Here is a 16,335-nt window from a genome sequence, read left to right as displayed (position 1 = left end):
CACGGTCAGCCACCCCCCACGGTGTAGACGCTGTGGTCAGTGTCGGCGAGGTCGAGCGCCTGCCGACCGTCGACGACCGCGAGGCGGTCGAACGCCGTCCAGTCGAGGTCGTCGAACGCGTCGTGGTCGGTGACGAGGACCGCCCCGTCGAGGTCTCGGTCGTACAGCTCGTACGGGTCGAGCACCTCGTGGTCGAAGCCCGGGACGTGGTCGACGAGCGGGTCGACGCCCAGCACGGTCGCGCCCGCACTCCCGAGGCGGTCGGCGAGCGGCTTCGCCGGCGTCGCGCGCACCTCCGCCACGCCCGGCCGGTAGGTCAGGCCGAGGACGGCGACCGTCGCGTCCGCCGGTGACGTGCCGACCGCCCGGAGTTCGTCGAGCAGCCGGTCGGCGACGAACTCCGGCATCCGGTCGTTCACCGCACGCGCGGTCCGCAGCAGCGGTGCCTCGGGCTCGAACTGTCCCATGACGAAGTGCGGGTAGTACGGGATGCAGTGCCCGCCGACGCCAGCACCGGGCGTGTGGATGTCACAGAACGGCTGCGTGTTCGCCGTCTCGATGGCCTCCGTCACGTCGATGCCGAAGGCGTCCGCGAACTGCGCGAGTTCGTTCGCCAGCGCGATGTTCACGTCGCGGTAGAGCCCCTCGAACACCTTCACCGCCTCCGCGGTCGTGGCGTCGGTGACCGTGTGGACCCCCGCGTCGTTGATCTCCCGGTAGACGCGGCGGGCGAGCTCCGTACTCGCCGGGTCGACGCCACCGACGACCTTCGGGTAGCTCCCGCGGATGTCCTCGATGGCCCGGCCGCTCATCGTCCGCTCCGGGCAGAACGCCAGCCCGAACTCGTCGGGAGCGAGGCCGCTCCCGGCCGCGAGCGCGGGCTGGACGCGGTCGACACAGGTTCTAGGCGGCACCGTACACTCGACGAACACCGCGTCGCCCGGTTCGAGCCCGGCTGCGACGTCCTCGATGACCGCGTCGAGCGCCCCCAGTTCGGGCTCGCCGTCGGTGACGAGCGTCGGGACCATCAGGACGTGGATGCTGGCTGTTGCCGCCGCCTGCTCGGCGTCGGTGGTCGCCGTGAGCGCACCTTGCTCGACGGTCTCCCCGACCAGTTCGGCCAGCCCGGGTTCGCCGACGACGTGACTCTCGCCCGCCTCGATGGCGGCGACGACACCCTCGTCGATGTCGACGCCGACGACGTTCCCCGTCTCCGCGGCGAAGACAGCCGCCAGCGGGAGCCCCATCTTCCCGAGCCCGTAGATCGCGACGGGGTACTCGCCGAGGCTGAACGCCCAGGGGAACGTGTTCTCGTCGGAGTCTGGCGGGTAGGGTGTCTGGGGGACCGTCTCGCTCACGGTTCGGCCACCTCCGTCCGCCCGAGGGCGCTCTCGATCCGTTGGGCCAGTTCCACTGCACGGAGTCCGTCCGCCGCCGTCACCTCCGGCTCGGTTCCCGCGCGGGCGGACCGTGCGAACGACCGGAGCTCGTGTTTCAGCGGCTCGCCGTTGTCGACGATGGGCCGCTCGACGACGCTCGCCGTCCGGTGCCGTACCCCAGACGACCCCGCGACGACCTCCGAGAGCGAGTGCCGGTACACCTCGACCGACTGCGCCAGGTAGTCGAGCGTGACGTAGCACTCGCCCGCCGTCAGCGTCAGCTCCCTGACCTTCTGCTGTGTCGCCCGGCTCGCGTCCACCGTCGCGACGGTCCCGTCCGCGAACCGGAGCTGTGCGGAGACGTGCTGGTCGGCGAGCGTGCCGACCGCCGAGACCTGCCGGACCTCGCTGTCGACGATGGAGGCCACGACGTCGAGGTCGTGGACCATCAGGTCGAGCATCACCGAGTCGCGACCACCGCCGCTCGGTGGCGGCCCGAGCCGACGGGCCGACATCGCCACCAGGTCGAGGTCGTCGACGAACGACTGAAGCGAGCGCACCGCGGGGTTGAACCGCTCTACGTGTCCGACCTGCAGGGTCACACCGGCAGCCGCCGCACGCGCCGCGAGGTCGCGCCCGGCCTCGACGTCGTGGACGAACGGTTTCTCGACCAGCACGTCGACGCCGGCGTCGATGCAGGCGCGAGCCGTCTCGACGTGGTACTGTGTTGGGACGGCGACGGAGACGATGTCGGCGCGCGCGAGCAACTCGGACTGTGGGAGGGCGGGCACGTCGTGTCGGTCCGCCACGGCCGCGGCCGTCCCCGAGTCGGCGTCGGTCACGCCGATGAGTGTCGTCTCCGGCAGCTCGTCGTACACCCGGGCGTGGTTGGCTCCCATGTTACCGACGCCGAGCACGCCCGCCGCGAGCGTCTCACTCACGGTAGAACCCCCTGACCGCCTCTGCGACGGCCCGGACCTCGCGGTCGTCGAGCGCGGGGTGGACCGGCAGCGAGAGCACCTCGTCGGCGAGACGGTCGGCGACGCGGCAGTCCGCATCGACCGCGCTGAACGACGGTTCACGGTGGACCGGTGTGGGGTAGTAGACGCCGGAGTCGACGCCGCGGCACTCGAGGTGGTCGGCGAGCGCCTCGCGCCGTTCGGTCAACACCGTGTACTGGTTGAACACGTGGCGTCGGTCGTCCGGCGTCCCTGGCGTCCGTATCGGCAGGCCCGCGAGGCGCTCGGTCAGCGTCTCCGCGTTCGCACGCCGCCGGTTGTTGAACTCGGGGAGTCGCCGGAGCTGTTCCAGGCCGATGCCCGCCGCGATGCTCGTCATCCGGAAGTTGTGCCCGGTCTCGACGAACCGGCCGGTGCCGTCGCGGCCGTGGTCGACGAACCGACGGATGCGGGCGGCGACCTCGTCGTCGTCCGTCGTCACCATCCCGCCCTCGCCGGTCGTCATGTTCTTCGACGGGTAGAAGCTGAAGCAGCCCGCGTCGCCTAGTGAGCCGACGAGTTCGCCGTCGATGCTCGCCCCGTGCGCCTGACAGGCGTCCTCGACGAGCGCGAAGTCGTACTCGGCCGCGAGCTCTCGGAGGCGTGGCATGTCTGCGGGCAGGCCGAACAGGTGGACGGGGACCAGGGCGTCCACGTCCTGTCGGCGGACGATCTTGGCGACCGCGTCCACGTCGATGGTGAACGTCGTCGGGTCGACGTCGACGAACACCGGCTCCGCCCCGACGTGTCTGATGGCGTTCGCCGTCGCAACGAACGTGAACGGCGACGTGACGACGGTGTCCCCGTCACCGACGCCACAGGCGACCAGCGCCGCGTGGAGTGCGGTCGTGCCGTTCGACGTGGCGACGGCGTGGTCGGTGCCGCAGTAGTCGGCGAAGCGGTCCTCGAACGAGCGAACCGTCGAGCCGTCGGCGAGCTGGCCGTCCGCCAGCACCGACGCGATACGGTCGTGTTCGGCGTCCCCGACGACCGGTTCGACGAGTTCTATCATGGCTCCGCGTTCCTCGTGTCGAGTTCGTCCGGAAGCGGTTCGAACGTCGCCGGGACACCGGTCGCGAGCGTCCGCGGCGGGACGTCGCGCGTGACGACGGCCCCGGCTGCGACGAACGAGCGTTCGCCGACGGTCAGCCCCGGGAGCACCGTCGCGTTCGCGCCGATGCTCACGTCGGCCTCGAGTTTCGGCCCGTCGAGTCCCACATCACGGCGGGTCGGGTACGGGTCGTTCGTCAACGTCGCGTTCGGACCGAGGAACACGCGCTTTCCGAGGCGGGAGTTGGTCGGGACGTACGCACCGGTCTGGAGGCTCGTACCCGAGCCGACCGCCGTGTGCCCGTCGACGACCGCTCTGGTGCCCACGGTCACGTGGTCGCCGAGCGTCGTTCCCTCCCGAACGAGCGCGTGATGACCGGTCTGGAGGTCATCGCCTGCGACCACGTCGGAGTAGATGACCGTCCCCGCCCGCACCCGCGGCGCGTGGCCGAGCGTCGGTGGCTCCCCGTCCGGTGGCGTCCCGAGCACGGCCGACGGGTCCACCCGCCCCTCCTCGCCGACGGCAGACAGCGTTCGCGACTCGTCGCTCATCGCCGTCCCCTCCGGTCACGTCGTCGGTTCCCCGCCGCATCGTGAACGATACTCTGTAGCATGGTGTTCGATCACCGGCATCTCTGCCGGAACTGGTTCGCTGGTCAGTTGGGCTACCCTTTGTTATGGTGTAGTTGCGACTTCGTCCCCGCCGTCTAACCGGAGTTATCGGGGCGTGTGCCGAGGGAGCTCACCTCCGTCAGGCGGTTTGTTCAGGGGGCCTCGGCAGCTCGTGTCCGACACCGACCGGTGCCCATCCACCCGGACCGCACTCCTCGCCTCGGCGTCGGTAGCGAACCGAGGCGGGAAAGGTCCGATAGTACCTGCATACTAACGGTACGTCCGCACAGCACCCGGCACATGGGTACTGTGGTACTGTCGGTCGACGCGGAGCTCGCGTGGGGCTTCCACGACAAGGTATCGCCCCCGATCGACCGCGTTGAGGCGGGTCGCGAGGGCTGGCGGGCACTGCTACGTGCGTTCGACGAACACGACCTCCCGGCGACCTGGGCCGTGGTGGGCCACCTGTTCTTGAGCGGCTGCAACGGTTCCCACCCGGACATCCCGGCACCGTCGGGCTGGTTCCTCGCGGAGCGGGAGGGAGAGCTGGCCGACCGGGAGCTGTTCTGTGCGCCCGAACTCGTCGGCGATATCGGTCGGGCGGACGCCGAGCACGACCTCGGCATCCACACCTTCTCGCACGTGCAGTTCGGGGCGCTCGAGACGACAGCTTCGCTGGCGCGCACCGAGATCGAGGTCGCGGTCGACGTCGCCCGACAGGCCGGCTTCGACCCCGTCTCGTTCGTGTTCCCCCGGAACGACGTGGGGCACCGCGACGAGCTGGCCGACTCGCCGATACGCTGCTATCGTGGGGTCCGCCCCGAGGGGGAGGGAGGTGGACTCGCCGGCCGTGGCGGGAAGCTGAGAGCGGCGGCGCTCGGCCCGGGGGCCCCGCCCCTCGTCGAACCGACCGTCGACGAGTACGGCCTCGTCGACATCCCCGCGTCGCTCTACCTGTACGGCTTCCAGGGCGTTGGTCGTCGGGTGGCGTCGCTCCTCCGGGAGGACCCCGTCGTGGGTGCCGTCCGGTCCGGACTCGAGGCGGCGGCCGAACGCGACGGCGTCCTCCACCTGTGGCTCCACCCGAACAACCTCGTCACCGAACGCGACCACCAACGAATCAGGCGGGTCTGCGAGCTCGTCGCCCGGTACCGGGACGAGGAAGGTGTCGATGTGGAGACGATGCGAACGGTCGCCAGCCGGACGCTCGCATCCCGAGCCGACACCGCCAGCAACGACCCGAAACCGACCGACCCACAGTCACCGTGAGTCGTGTTCGCTGAACGTCAGCGCCCAGTTCTCCGGTCGGCGGATGTCCAGCCCACCGACCCGCCACGCCTGTTCGCCGGCGTTCGCAAGGTCGTATGTGATCTGGCGGGACGGCGAGGCACCGAGTGAGAGCGGACGGCCGTCGTCGGGCAGGAAGCCGAACCGTCGCAGCAACGAGGGATCGATGGTTCCGCCGGCGACCGCGACGAGGTCGGAATCACTCACGTCCTCGACGACGGCCGCCAGCAGCGCCCGTGTGGCGTCTGTCGGCCTCGCGTCCCGGCCCAGCGGGACTGGCTCCATGAGGTTGGTCACTGTTCCACGCTCCGTCGTGGCGGTCCCCGCGATGACTGCTGCGAGCGCCTCCCCGTCCCGTTCGAGGATGTAGGTGTCGTACGACCAGCGCGGGTTGGCGAACCGCCAGCGGAAGAAGGCCTCGTCCCGGACCGCGTGGACCCGGCGCTCGGTCGACCGGGCCGCGAGCTCGGCGAGCCGCTCGGCCGGCGGCTCCTCGTACCGGACGACCGACCCGTCGGGGTCGACACGCCGGAGCGCCCGCTCGGCCGCACGCGCTGCCGAGATGAGCCGGCTGCCGGCCTGGGCGATGCTATCCGAACCCGGGATCGAGCCGGCGTCGAGCACGCTCTCGGGGTCGTGGACGCGGTAGTGCGTCACCAGCTCCTGGACGAACTCGCCGCCGACGGTGCGGTAGCCCGGCTCAGACAGCGAGTTCGGGAAGTTGAACGCGAACCGTGGCGGCTGTCCGCCGTAGTAGTCCATCGCGAAGGCCGTCGTCCGGGTGAACAGGCCGCGGCGACGGTGGTCCTCGTGGACGATGGTGTCACCGAAGCGCAGCGCCAGCGTCCGTCTCTCACCCGCCTGCATCCGGAACGGCACCTGCGGGCGCGCCGCGACGACGCCGTCACGTTCGTCCACAGCCACCACGACCGGAACGTGGGCGACGTACGGGTTCTCCTCGTACTTCCAGCGGAACCAGGCCTCCGTCGCCGGGCCCATCACCGAGCGGTAGAGCTCGAGGAACCCGTCCCTGTCCGCCGGCTCGAAGAATCTGATCGTGTAGTCGTCGCCCCCGGACTGACCGTCGCCCATCAGTCCGTGGCCGGGCCGTCAGACTCGACGAGCCGTCCGGCGACGTTCTCGGCCGTCGCATCGGCCTCGACCTCGGCGTGTGACTGGAACACCGGACAGTCCTCGGGGTGGTGGAACTCGAACCGGTCGTTGCAGATGTCCGCCCGCATCGGCGAGACGAACGAGCCCTGGATGGCGCAGTACGGCCGCTCGTGATCGAACTCGACATCTTCGTCGGCACGGCGGTACTCGAGGTACGGACACGGCATACTCCCCCCATCCGGAGGTGAACCCAATGTAATAGCACCGTTATCGGTCCTAAGGGTTTGCTTCGACCACGGCGTCGTCATCGACCGACCCCTCGGGCCTCAAACGAGCCGTTCGACCCCGTTAGCAGGTGTATGCGGTCGTGGTGGGCCACGTACGGACCACATAACGAGAACGTACTCCCGGTAAGCTGGTCGTGATGAAACAGACCGTTCAGGACCGAGGAGCCGCGACCCGCGGCGGTGCCCGGACGTGACCGACGACCTGGACGTCCGGGTCGTCGACAGCGTCCACGACGTCAACGAGAACCAGTGGAACAACCTCGTCGAGCAGTCCGACCTCGGCTCCGTCTTCCACCGACACGGGTGGCTCGCCCTGGTCGAGGAGTACGTCCCCGAGTCACGGCCGCTGCACGTCGTCGTCTCGAAGAAGGGCAACCCGGTCGGTGTGCTCCCGAACTTCGCCGGGCCGATCTACCTCCCGACGGCGACACGGTTCGGGAACCGGCTCCCGCTCCGGGAGCTCGTCAGCATCGACCCGGGGTTCGGTGGGCCGGTGGTCTCGACGGACGAGCGGGACTGTCTCGAACTCCTGTTCGACGCCCTCGCCGACGAGACCGGCATCGGAACCCTCTACCACGCGATCAGGACCAACGACCTCGGCTACGTTCGCTACGGCAAGTGGCTCGCGAGACGAGGCTACGAGCCCACCCTGGTGAACTGCCGGTTCCGTATCCCGCTCGACGACGACTGGCCCACCCTCAAGGCGGAGATGCAGAGCGGGCGGCGTCGAGCACTCAGGCAGGCCGACGAGGACGGCGTCGAGGTCGTCGAACGCTCGCTCGACCGGTCGACCGCGACGGATCTGTACGACGATTACGTCGCGAACGTCGAACGGGTCGGTGGCGTCCCCTACGAACAACCCTTCTTCGAGGCGCTGCTGACCGAGTTCTCCGACCGGGTCCGGGTGTTCACCGCCGTCCACGACGGCGAACCGGTCGGCTCCTACGTCGACATCCTCGACGACGAACAGGAGACCGTCCACTTCTACTTCTCCGCAATCCCCGACGAGGACTGCTTCTCGCACCACCCCTCCGAGGTACTGCACCGCCGGGGGATCAGGTGGGCTCTCGACCACGGCTACCGCTACTACGACTTCGGCGCGACCGGTGCGCACTTCGACGAGACAGTGTTCCGGTACAAGTCCCGCTACGGCGGCGAGGCCGTCCCGACGCTCCAGTGGCGGAAGGGCCACTCGCGGGTCGGCTGGCCGGCGTTCAAGCTCGGCCGGAACGTCTACCAGAAGGCGACGTACTGAGTTCCCGGGTGGCCTGTTGGGTCGGACCGAGTGAGTGATGAGCGAGCGACGAGGGCGGCCCCGTCCGGTCGACAGGATCTATTCTGACTTTCCCCGCCATAACTGCTGTCCGGCGGGGCTGCGTCCCACATACACGAATCGGTCGAGCGGGGTCGAACGCCGTGTCCCTCCCGGCGGTTTCCCTTGAGTTGTAGGGAGACGAACTATGTACGTCGCCGAGAAGTATCTGGAGGAGCAGGCGGAGTAACGACCACGATCATCTGGACACATGACAGACATATACGAAGAACCCAGGACGTCAGAGACTAGCTCGAATCGGGAGTTCGTTCATCACGACTGGCGCGAAGCGGGAACGGCGACGGGCGGTGTGATCGACGCCATCGTCGCGGTCACCGGAACCCCAGCCACCGAACTGGACCCGCTCCACGAGACCATCGATCCGGACGCACTGGACCGCATCCTCGGCGCAGGGTCCGGGAGCCCCGCCCGACGTTCGAACATCGCCGTCTCGTTCTCCCACGAGAGCTGTGACGTCACCGTCAGAGCCGACGGACAGGTAACCGTGAGGCTCCAGACGGACGGTCTATAGGGCTACGACTCGGCATTCAGTTCAGTCCCGTTTCGGAGTCGAAGAGAGCTGTGAGTAGATTCCGCTCGGCCGCGTGAATGTGCTCGGAGAAGGTCGCGGAACTGATCTCGAGGTCATCGGCAACCCCCTTTCCGCTGCACTCGCGGGGCCACTCGTAGTAGCCGGCGTCGTACGCGGTTCGGAGGACCTCCTGCTGTCGTTCCGTGAGATGGGTGTCGAGAACCTGGCCGAGCGTCGAGCCAGTGAACATCGGCGTGAAGGAGTCACGATGCTGTTTCGAAACGAGCGCCGCGTCCGGGTTCGCATCGAGGAACGAATCGATGACGGACGAAGCCTCGTACTGTGGCGGGATCTCCGCGACGATGCGACCCTCCCCGTTCAAGGAGATCGCTTGACGGGGGAGTGCACCCAGCTCTGCGAGGGTGAACGCCGGACAGTCTCCTGACGCGAGGAACTCGAACAGGCCGCCGAGTTCGTACTCCCGCAGGAGGTGGACTTCGAGGGTCTCGTACGACCCGGCGATCTCCTGGACCTGCTCGGACTCGATCCCGGTTATGCTGAAGAACTCGGCGTACCCATCCTCACCCCGTGGGACCATGTCGGCGAGCTCGATGATGCAGTCCTGACCCGCCGTCGCGGAGACGAACGGATACGCCGGGTCCTCGATCGAGAACTCGACCTCGACGACCGATTCCCCCGAGGCATGTGAGTCACTCTCTGTCATTCCCGTACGAGCTGTTCTCGACACTGGAACTTGACTGTTCCGCGGGTCCCGGAACGACAGCTGGCGAGATCGCCACCGACCAGCTCCTCGATCCCCTCAGTTCATGCCGAGCATCTCGCGTGCCTCGTCCGGTGTCGCGAGGTCGCGCCCCATGTTGTCGACGATGTCGACGGTCCGGCGGACCAGCTGCTGGTTGCTCTCGGCCTGCGTCCCGCGCTCGTAGTAGAGGTTGTCCTCCATCCCGATGCGGACGTGGCCACCGAGGATGGTCGCGAACAGCGTGAGCGGGAGCTGGTGGCGGCCTGTCGCGAGGATGTTGAACTCCGAGTCCTCCGGGAGCGTGTCGACCAGCGCCTGCACGTGACGGGGGTGTGGCGGCGTGAACACCTGCCCGCCGAAGATGATGTTGATGTAGTACGGCGGGTCGAGGAACCCCTCGTCGATGAGCCGTTTGGCCTCCTGGAGCTGACCGCTGTTGAAGCACTCCAGCTCCGGCTTGATGCCCTTGTCCTGCATCTCGATGGCGAGCTGCTCGATGTTGTGGCGTGTGTGCTCGGTGATGATGTGCTGGTCGCGCTTGAACGGCCCGAGGTCGAGCGACGCCATCTCCGGGTGTGGGTCGGTCCGAATGCCCTGGATTCGTTCGGGCAGGGTCGCCTGTCCACCTGTCGTGTTCTGGATGACGATGTCGTCACACCGCTCCCGGATGGCGTCGTTGACCGCCTGGAGCCGGCTTGCATCGTTCTCGCCGTGCTCGTCGCGACCGTGGACGTGGACGATGGCCGCACCGAGTCGTTCGCACTCGGCGACCTGCCGGGCGATCTCCTCTGGTTGCTCCGGGAGGTTCGGGTTCGCGTCCTTCCCGTGGACCCCTCCGGTGGTCGCGACGGTGAGGACGAGTTTCTTCCCGGACAGATACTCCTCGTAGGTCATGCTGACCGGCTTCGAGGGGACGGCCCGGTTTTGTATTGTGCCGGGTACCGGTCGGCCCCGATGGTAGCCGGTTCCTGAACGAGTACGAGTCGAGTGAGGACCCGGAACTCAAATCGGGGTGTGGATCAGCTCTGGAGGGTATCAGCGGTGGAGGTCGCGTCAGCAGGGAGCCGAGGAACACAGGTGAGGCCGACGGCCTGCTGTGCACAGGCCCGAGGCCCGCGATGCCGTCAGGCCATCTCGTCGAGGTCGACGAGGTCGTCCTCGCCGACGACCATGAAGGCGTCGTCGTGGAGCATGTCCTCGTCTTCGGGCAGCAGCAGCAGCCGTTCGTACTGCTCGGCCTTCACCACGCTGATGGAGAGGTACTCGTACTCGAGGTCGGTCTCGGGATTGGGGTTCGGTGCCGCGTCCTCCCACTGCTGCTCGAGGTCGGTCATCGCGACCCACCCCCGAAGCAGCGGTCGACGTGGGTCCCGACCGGATCCTCCGTGACCGGGTCCGCCCGGTGCTGGCCCTCGTCCGTCGGGCCGTTCGGAGGTCGCAGTTCCGGTCTACGGTCCTGCATCTCAGACCCCCTGGAGCGTGATGTCGGCGTTGCCGTCGATGGTCACCTCGACGACAGACCCGGAGTAGCGGTAGACGTCCGTGCCGTCGTGGACCAGTCCGATGACCTTGCCGTCGCGTGCGACGTCCTCGAACCGGTCGAACAGCCCGCCCTCGGAACTGTCGGCGTTGTCCTTGACGACGTCGCCGGAGACGGTGACCGTGTACGCCGTCACGCTGTCCGCGTCGGTGCTGTTGATCACCAGCTCGTTGGGGAGTTCCTCCTCGTCGCTGGAGCCGTCGTCGGTCGAACCGTCGTCCTTCGAATCGTCGTTCGAGCTCCCACCGTCGTCCGTGCTGCCATCGTCGCTGGAGCCGTCGTCCGTGGTGCCACCGTCGCTGGAACCGTCGTCCGTGCTGCCATCGTCGCTGGAGCCGTCGTCCGTGCTGCCACCGTCGCTGGAACCGTCGTCCGTGCTGCCATCGCCGCTGGAACCGTCGTCCGTGCTACCGTCGTTCGAGCTCCCATCGGACGAGGAGTCGTCCGAGTCGCCGTCGCCGGCGGTCCCGCCGACGAGCGCCTCGAACGTGGTCGACTCACCGTCGATGGCGACCGAGACGTCGTACTCGCTCGGGAACTCGTAGTCGACGGCCTCCCCGGTGAAGATGTACGAGTCGACGGCGTCGGGGTCGAGTCCGACGCTCACCACCGTGGTCGTCCCGTCGTCGTTCTCGACGATGCGGTCCGTGTCGGTCTCGGACTCGGGCCCGTACTCGGCGTCACCGGAGACCGTGACGGAGAGCTCCTGGACGTCGTTCGGGTTGTCGGGCGACGCGTGGACGCGAAGCTCGTGCTCCTCGTCGGTGTCGCTCGACTGGTCCGTCTCCTCCTCCTCCTTCGTCGGCTCCTCGCCGACGAGCTCCGCGAACGTGGTGACCGTCCCGTTGAGCGAGACGTCGACCACGTACCCGTCCGGCAGGCTGTAGTCGACGACGTCGCCGTCGAAGAGGAACGAATCGAGCGCGTCCGGATCGAGGCCGACGCTCGTCATCGTGGTCGTGCCGTCGTCGTTCGCGGTGATCCGGTCGGTATCGGCCTCGGCTTCCGAACCGTAGTCGGCGTCCCCGGAGACCGTCAGCGAGAGCTCGGGCACGTCGTCGTCGTTGTCGGGGGAGGCGTGCAGGACGACGTTGTTCTCGTAGTCGTCGGGCGTGCTCGTCGGCTCCTCCGTGCCGGATGACGGTTCGCTCGCGCCTGCGTCGATGGGTGCGCCGAGGAACTCCTCGAAGTCGGTCCGGGGCGGTGTCGCGCCGTCGCCGCGTGTCACGTCCGCCTCGTCGACGCCCTCCATCTCGAGGTTGCCGCCGCCGGAGATGTGGACGTTCTCGGCGGTCCAGCTCGCGTCGTCGCTCTTGTTCCGGACGACCGGCTGGCCCGTCTCGTTCAGGACGCGGCAGTTCCGCAACACACCCGTCGTCTCGGAGGCGCGGAGCTCGACCGGCGAGCCCGCACCGGAGACGTTGCGGTAGACGAAGTCACAGTTCTCGAGGACGTGGTCGCCGGGTTCGCGGAGGCGGATACCACGTGCGTTCGCGGAGTTCGCTCCGTCGGTCGGGATCTCGCCGTCGACGATGATCAGCGAGTTGTACACCTCGCCGTCGCCGAATCCCATGCGGATGCCGGCGATGTTGTTGTTGTGCGAGACGCAGTTCTCGTAGACGACGCGCCCGTTGTCGGTGTACGCGCCGTTGTTGCCGAAGCCCTGCCAGTAGCAGTTCCGGACGAACGCCACGCCGGCGTGCTCGCTGTCGGCGTAGAGGAAGCGGTCTTCCTCCTGGCTCGCTCCGTCGGGAGCGCGGATGTGCTCGAACCTGAGGGTGCCACCGTCGCCGACGGCGAAGGTAATGCCGGCCTTCGGCTCCGGGTTCGCGCCGCTGAAGGTCACGTTCCGGAACATGACCGTCCCGCTGCTGTGTGCGAATTCGCCGCCCAGGGTATCGTTCACGTTGAAAACGACGTCGCCGATCTCGCCATCGCCGACGAGCGCGGCGTCACCATCGGACGGGCCGGACAGCGTGCCGTTCCACTCGTACTCGCCCGGCGGGATGTGGACCTCGTTACCGCTCACGAAGTGCTCGTCGATGTACGGGTCGATCTCGTCACCCGACGAGAGCCCCTCCGTACCGAGGTCGACGACCGTCCCGAACTCGCCGTTAGGAGCCGCCGAAGCAGCCGAGCTGACCGCCCCGAGTGTGGCGGCAGAAACGGCAGCCGTCCCCAGGAAACGGAGCGTTTCACGCCTGCTTACTCCACCAGTCTGTTCGTCATCGTTGGCCTTGTCAGGTGCCATGGACCAGTAGCCCGGGACTACCCCATTAGTAATTTTCACCAACTCACATCCGAACAGTACCCGACTGCAACCGGAATACGACGTTTGGAGATGAACTACCGACCAGCTACCGACGGATCAGTGTTGCTTGCGGACCGCCGATCACGGATATTTCGAGGTCCGCGAAATTGGGGGTTTCTACGAGTAACCACAGTGTACGGCCACCGAGGCGGCTCTCTCGGGGCCAAAAACGGTGTCCTACTGCCGTGTAGCGGCCTTCTACCTCCGATTTGGTACTGGCTACCGAGCCGTCGTGACGCCCACGCAGCAGGTTCTGGACGGGCCAGCGCGAACCCGATTGTACTGTCCCCGGACACCGCACATCGCTGTCTTCGACTGCAGGGCGGCGTTCGCTCCCGCGCGGCGGGGGCGACCGAGCCAGTCCGACCCCTCTCCCGGCGGTCCCCGAAAAGAGCCGGTCGCCCTCGACAGTCCAGTTTCGGCTACCGCGGGGCCGTCCCCGACATGTGGCTGTATAACAAAGGGTCGAGGTATGCTCTCAGCGTTCACATGGCTCCCGAGTCGGATACTGGTGTCGAGACACTCCTCGTCGGCATCGACGCCGCCTGCCCACGTGTCCTCGACGAGCTCTTCGAAGCGGACGTGACGCCGAACCTGGAAGCGTTCTTCGATGCGGGCGCGAGTGGGCCGCTCGCCTCGCAGCTTCCACCCTGGACTCCCAGTGCCTGGCCGTCGATCTACACCGGAGTGAACCCCGGTAAGCACGGCGTATTCGGCTTCCTTCGCTTCCGGGGATACGAGTGGGACGTCGTCGACTACGAGGACGTTCGCGAGTTCTCCATCTGGGAACTGCTCGGAGAACAGGGGAAACAGAGCGTCGTCGTCAACGTCCCGGTGACCGGGCCACCTCGATCGTTCCCGGGTGCGCTCGTACCGGGGTACGTGGCCCCTGAAGACCCGGTCTGTCATCCGGACGGGCTGCTCGACGACCTTCGCGACGAGGTCCCGGACTACCGGGTCTACCCACCGGACGCCGACAGTCGAGACGAGCAGCTCCGACACTACCGCGACTGCATCTCGTCCCGTGTCGAGGCCTTCGACTACCTCGTCGACCGGTTCGCTCCGGACTTCGGCTTCGTCCAGTTCCAGGTGTGCGACACCGTCTTCCACCAGTATCCAGGGGACTGGGACGCCGTCGAATCGGTGTACGGGGCGGTCGACGAGGCCTTCGGGCGTCTCCTCGACGACCACGACCCCGAGACCGTCCTGGTCGCGAGTGACCACGGCATCGGCGAGTACGCCGGCTACGAGTTCCGCGTGAACGAGTACCTCGCCGACCGGGGCTACGTCGAGACGACGCGTGATGGCTCCGGGATGCCCTCCTGGTCCAGCATCGCCCGTCAGCGGTTCCACGACGACGATGATGTGGGCAGCGTGACCAACGCCGTCGAGCAGGCGGCCCGGCGGGCGATCGCGACCGCAGCCCGTGCAGGCGTCACAGCCGACCGCGTCTACCGGTATCTCGACTGGGTGGGACTCGCCGAGCCCGTCGCAGAGCGGCTCGATCCGGAGTTCGTGCGGGCTGGCACCCGCCGGGTCGACTTCGGCGAATCGATAGCGTTCATGCGCGACCGGATCGAACTCGGGGTCCGCCTGAACGTCATCGGCCGAGAACCCGACGGTGTCGTTCCACCCGACGACTACGATTCGGTCCGGACCGAACTCGTCGATGCACTGGAGCGGGCACAGACGCCAGCCGGGAACCAGGTGTTCGAACGGGTACTTCCACGCGAAGCGGTCTTCCACGGCCCCTACGTCGACGAGGCACCAGATCTGATCGTCGTTCCCGCCGGGTTCGATCAGTTCCTCTCAGCCTCCCTCAGGGGCGACACGTTCGCCGAGCCGACCGAGTCCTGGAACCACAAACCGACCGGCTCGGTCGCCATCGCCGGTCCGAACGTCGACCAGGAACAGTCGGTTCGGGATGCCGGTGTGCTCGACATCGCCCCGACCATCTGTTCGTCCGTCGGTGTCCCCGTCCCGAACCGGATGGACGGGGAGGCACTCACCGTCGTCCCGACCCCAGCCCGTGAACAGTACCCGCCGTATCCCCACGGTGGCGGCGGCGAGGCGAGACGACGGCTACCAGTCGATGGGACCGACCCCGAACCGATAGGGGAGATAGAATGAGCTACGACTGCGAGGAACTCGATCCGACCGACCGAGACCAGTGGAACGAACTCGTCGAAACAGCACCACAGGGGACCCCCTTCCACCTGTTCGAGAGCCTCGAGGTGCTCGCGCGCGAATCCGGGACGGAGCTCCACCCACTGCTGGTTCGGAAGGGGCAGGAGCCGATCGGACTGTTCCCCATCTTCGACCGCCGGGTCGGCCCCGTCCGGGTCGCGTTCTCGCCCCCGCCAGATCTGAAGGTCGAGTACCTGGGCCCGGTGCTCCTCGAGCGGCAGGCGTTGAAGCCACGCCGTCGCGAGAAACGACTCTCACGGCTCGTCGAGACCAGCCTCGACTGGGTCGACGACGAGATAGACCCGCGGTTCGTGCACGCCAGAACCGGCGCACGGTTCGACGACCCCAGACCGTTCATCTGGCGTGACTGGGAGGTCGTCCCGAGGCACACCTACGTCGTGGATCTCACCCGAGATCTCGACGACCTGTTCATGGACTTCAGTTCCGACGCACGGTCGAACGTCCGTGAGGCCGAGGAGTACGACGTCGTCGTCAGGCAGGGCGACAGGGAGCACATCGAGCCGATCATCGATCTGATGCGTCGTCGACACGAAGCGCAGGACCTGACGTATCCCCTTGAGGCCGCGACCGTCGAGTCCTTGTACGACGAACTTCCCGACGGTGTGCTCCAGCCGTACGTCTGTGAGTTAGAGGGCTCGTTCGTCGGTGGCCAGCTGGCGCTGGAACTCGGCGAGGACCATCTCGTCTGGATCGGTACCAGCGAACGCGATGCACCCATCGACCCGAACGACCTGATGGACTGGCACGCGATCCAGGATGCCGCCGAACGGGGCCTGAAACGGTACGATTTCGTCGGCGCGAACAACGAACGGATCACCGGCTACAAGGCGAAGTTCGCCCCCGAACTCGAGCGCTACTACCGACTCGAACGGTCCACATTACCGACTCGTACGGCGGCCAGAGCGTACAAGCGCATCTCCTAAACACCCACCGCAGTTGCCTT

The 16,335-nt window shown here is 67.4% G+C and carries 16 protein-coding genes; 5 read left to right on the top strand and 11 right to left on the bottom strand.

The genetic code is table 11. The annotated features are described in order from the left end of the window. Positions 1-5: 5 nt before the first annotated feature. From NO345_RS16270 to NO345_RS16255, 4 genes are read right to left on the bottom strand one after another with little or no spacing between them, the layout of a single operon-like run. Positions 6-1,358, bottom strand: coding sequence for a nucleotide sugar dehydrogenase (locus tag NO345_RS16270; RefSeq protein WP_256300957.1), 1,353 nt, complete (start codon positions 1,356-1,358; stop codon positions 6-8). Continuing rightward, on the bottom strand, positions 1,355-2,320 hold the full coding sequence (locus NO345_RS16265; protein ID WP_256300956.1) for a Gfo/Idh/MocA family oxidoreductase: 966 nt from the start codon (positions 2,318-2,320) through the stop codon (positions 1,355-1,357). The genes NO345_RS16270 and NO345_RS16265 overlap by 4 nt, the downstream gene beginning before the upstream one ends. Beyond that, the gene (locus NO345_RS16260; protein WP_256300954.1) at positions 2,313-3,389 is read right to left on the bottom strand and encodes a DegT/DnrJ/EryC1/StrS family aminotransferase; all 1,077 of its coding nucleotides are present in this window, start codon (positions 3,387-3,389) and stop codon (positions 2,313-2,315) included. The genes NO345_RS16265 and NO345_RS16260 overlap by 8 nt, the downstream gene beginning before the upstream one ends. Continuing rightward, complete coding sequence (locus NO345_RS16255; protein WP_256300952.1) at positions 3,386-3,979, bottom strand: acyltransferase; 594 nt, start codon at positions 3,977-3,979, stop codon at positions 3,386-3,388. Before NO345_RS16255 ends, NO345_RS16260 begins: the two co-directional genes overlap by 4 nt. Before the next feature lie 360 nt (positions 3,980-4,339). Between NO345_RS16255 and NO345_RS16250 the strand changes: the two genes are divergently transcribed. Then, positions 4,340-5,308 (top strand): polysaccharide deacetylase family protein, encoded by a 969-nt coding sequence (locus tag NO345_RS16250; RefSeq protein ID WP_256300951.1) that lies wholly within the window; start codon positions 4,340-4,342, stop codon positions 5,306-5,308. On the opposite strand, the gene NO345_RS16245 is transcribed toward NO345_RS16250, so the two are convergent. Continuing rightward, positions 5,300-6,418 (bottom strand): GNAT family N-acetyltransferase, encoded by a 1,119-nt coding sequence (locus NO345_RS16245; RefSeq protein ID WP_256300949.1) that lies wholly within the window; start codon positions 6,416-6,418, stop codon positions 5,300-5,302. The two genes, NO345_RS16250 and NO345_RS16245, sit on opposite strands and share 9 nt — an antisense overlap. Next, positions 6,418-6,666: a hypothetical protein gene (locus NO345_RS16240; RefSeq protein WP_256300947.1), complete on the bottom strand. Its 249-nt coding sequence runs from the start codon at positions 6,664-6,666 to the stop codon at positions 6,418-6,420. Before NO345_RS16240 ends, NO345_RS16245 begins: the two co-directional genes overlap by 1 nt. A gap of 250 nt (positions 6,667-6,916) precedes the next feature. Here NO345_RS16240 and NO345_RS19875 point away from each other — a divergent pair, with 250 nt between their 5' ends. Both NO345_RS19875 and NO345_RS16230 read left to right on the top strand, forming a co-directional pair. Next, entirely contained in the window at positions 6,917-7,981 is a 1,065-nt protein-coding gene (locus NO345_RS19875; protein ID WP_256300945.1) for a GNAT family N-acetyltransferase, read from the top strand. A gap of 367 nt (positions 7,982-8,348) precedes the next feature. Continuing rightward, positions 8,349-8,570 carry a HalOD1 output domain-containing protein gene (locus NO345_RS16230; RefSeq protein ID WP_256300943.1) on the top strand — a complete coding sequence of 74 codons (222 nt, stop codon included), beginning with the start codon at positions 8,349-8,351 and terminating at the stop codon, positions 8,568-8,570. A 16-nt stretch (positions 8,571-8,586) separates the two neighbouring features. Here the strand turns inward: NO345_RS16230 and NO345_RS16225 are convergent, their stop codons facing one another. From NO345_RS16225 to NO345_RS16205, 5 genes are all read right to left on the bottom strand, one after another. Continuing rightward, positions 8,587-9,294 carry a helix-turn-helix domain-containing protein gene (locus NO345_RS16225; protein WP_256300942.1) on the bottom strand — a complete coding sequence of 236 codons (708 nt, stop codon included), beginning with the start codon at positions 9,292-9,294 and terminating at the stop codon, positions 8,587-8,589. A gap of 96 nt (positions 9,295-9,390) precedes the next feature. Continuing rightward, positions 9,391-10,227: a beta-keto acid cleavage family enzyme gene (locus NO345_RS16220; protein WP_256300940.1), complete on the bottom strand. Its 837-nt coding sequence runs from the start codon at positions 10,225-10,227 to the stop codon at positions 9,391-9,393. Between the two features lie 230 nt (positions 10,228-10,457). After that, the gene (locus tag NO345_RS16215) at positions 10,458-10,667 is read right to left on the bottom strand and encodes a hypothetical protein (RefSeq protein WP_256300938.1); all 210 of its coding nucleotides are present in this window, start codon (positions 10,665-10,667) and stop codon (positions 10,458-10,460) included. Further along, positions 10,664-10,795 carry a hypothetical protein gene (locus NO345_RS16210; RefSeq protein ID WP_256300936.1) on the bottom strand — a complete coding sequence of 44 codons (132 nt, stop codon included), beginning with the start codon at positions 10,793-10,795 and terminating at the stop codon, positions 10,664-10,666. The genes NO345_RS16215 and NO345_RS16210 overlap by 4 nt, the downstream gene beginning before the upstream one ends. A 1-nt stretch (position 10,796) precedes the next feature. Further along, positions 10,797-13,124, bottom strand: a complete 2,328-nt coding sequence (locus NO345_RS16205; RefSeq protein ID WP_256300934.1) for a hypothetical protein — start codon at positions 13,122-13,124, stop codon at positions 10,797-10,799. 549 nt (positions 13,125-13,673) lie between these two features. Between NO345_RS16205 and NO345_RS16200 the strand changes: the two genes are divergently transcribed. Together NO345_RS16200 and NO345_RS16195 are read left to right on the top strand one after the other, a co-directional pair. Further along, positions 13,674-15,314, top strand: a complete 1,641-nt coding sequence (locus NO345_RS16200; RefSeq protein ID WP_256300933.1) for an alkaline phosphatase family protein — start codon at positions 13,674-13,676, stop codon at positions 15,312-15,314. Continuing rightward, positions 15,311-16,315 (top strand): lipid II:glycine glycyltransferase FemX, encoded by a 1,005-nt coding sequence (locus NO345_RS16195; RefSeq protein WP_256300931.1) that lies wholly within the window; start codon positions 15,311-15,313, stop codon positions 16,313-16,315. Before NO345_RS16200 ends, NO345_RS16195 begins: the two co-directional genes overlap by 4 nt. Positions 16,316-16,335: the final 20 nt, after the last annotated feature.

The organism is Haloarchaeobius salinus (assembly GCF_024464185.1).
Classification (GTDB): domain Archaea; phylum Halobacteriota; class Halobacteria; order Halobacteriales; family Natrialbaceae; genus Haloarchaeobius; species Haloarchaeobius salinus.
This window is presented reverse-complemented; position numbering and strand designations above follow the sequence as displayed.

Bases quoted from the DNA above. Each gene is read 5' to 3' on its own strand.
- NO345_RS16260 (WP_256300954.1), bottom strand. From the start codon at position 3,389: ATGATAGAACTCGTCGAACCGGTCGTCGGGGACGCCGAACACGACCGT.
- NO345_RS16255 (WP_256300952.1), bottom strand. From the start codon at position 3,979: ATGAGCGACGAGTCGCGAACGCTGTCTGCCGTCGGCGAGGAGGGGCGG.
- NO345_RS16250 (WP_256300951.1), top strand. From the start codon at position 4,340: ATGGGTACTGTGGTACTGTCGGTCGACGCGGAGCTCGCGTGGGGCTTC.
- NO345_RS16245 (WP_256300949.1), bottom strand. From the start codon at position 6,418: ATGGGCGACGGTCAGTCCGGGGGCGACGACTACACGATCAGATTCTTC.
- NO345_RS16240 (WP_256300947.1), bottom strand. From the start codon at position 6,666: ATGCCGTGTCCGTACCTCGAGTACCGCCGTGCCGACGAAGATGTCGAG.
- NO345_RS16225 (WP_256300942.1), bottom strand. From the start codon at position 9,294: ATGACAGAGAGTGACTCACATGCCTCGGGGGAATCGGTCGTCGAGGTC.
- NO345_RS16220 (WP_256300940.1), bottom strand. From the start codon at position 10,227: ATGACCTACGAGGAGTATCTGTCCGGGAAGAAACTCGTCCTCACCGTC.
- NO345_RS16215 (WP_256300938.1), bottom strand. From the start codon at position 10,667: ATGACCGACCTCGAGCAGCAGTGGGAGGACGCGGCACCGAACCCCAAT.
- NO345_RS16210 (WP_256300936.1), bottom strand. From the start codon at position 10,795: ATGCAGGACCGTAGACCGGAACTGCGACCTCCGAACGGCCCGACGGAC.
- NO345_RS16205 (WP_256300934.1), bottom strand. From the start codon at position 13,124: ATGGCACCTGACAAGGCCAACGATGACGAACAGACTGGTGGAGTAAGC.
- NO345_RS16200 (WP_256300933.1), top strand. From the start codon at position 13,674: ATGGCTCCCGAGTCGGATACTGGTGTCGAGACACTCCTCGTCGGCATC.
- NO345_RS16195 (WP_256300931.1), top strand. From the start codon at position 15,311: ATGAGCTACGACTGCGAGGAACTCGATCCGACCGACCGAGACCAGTGG.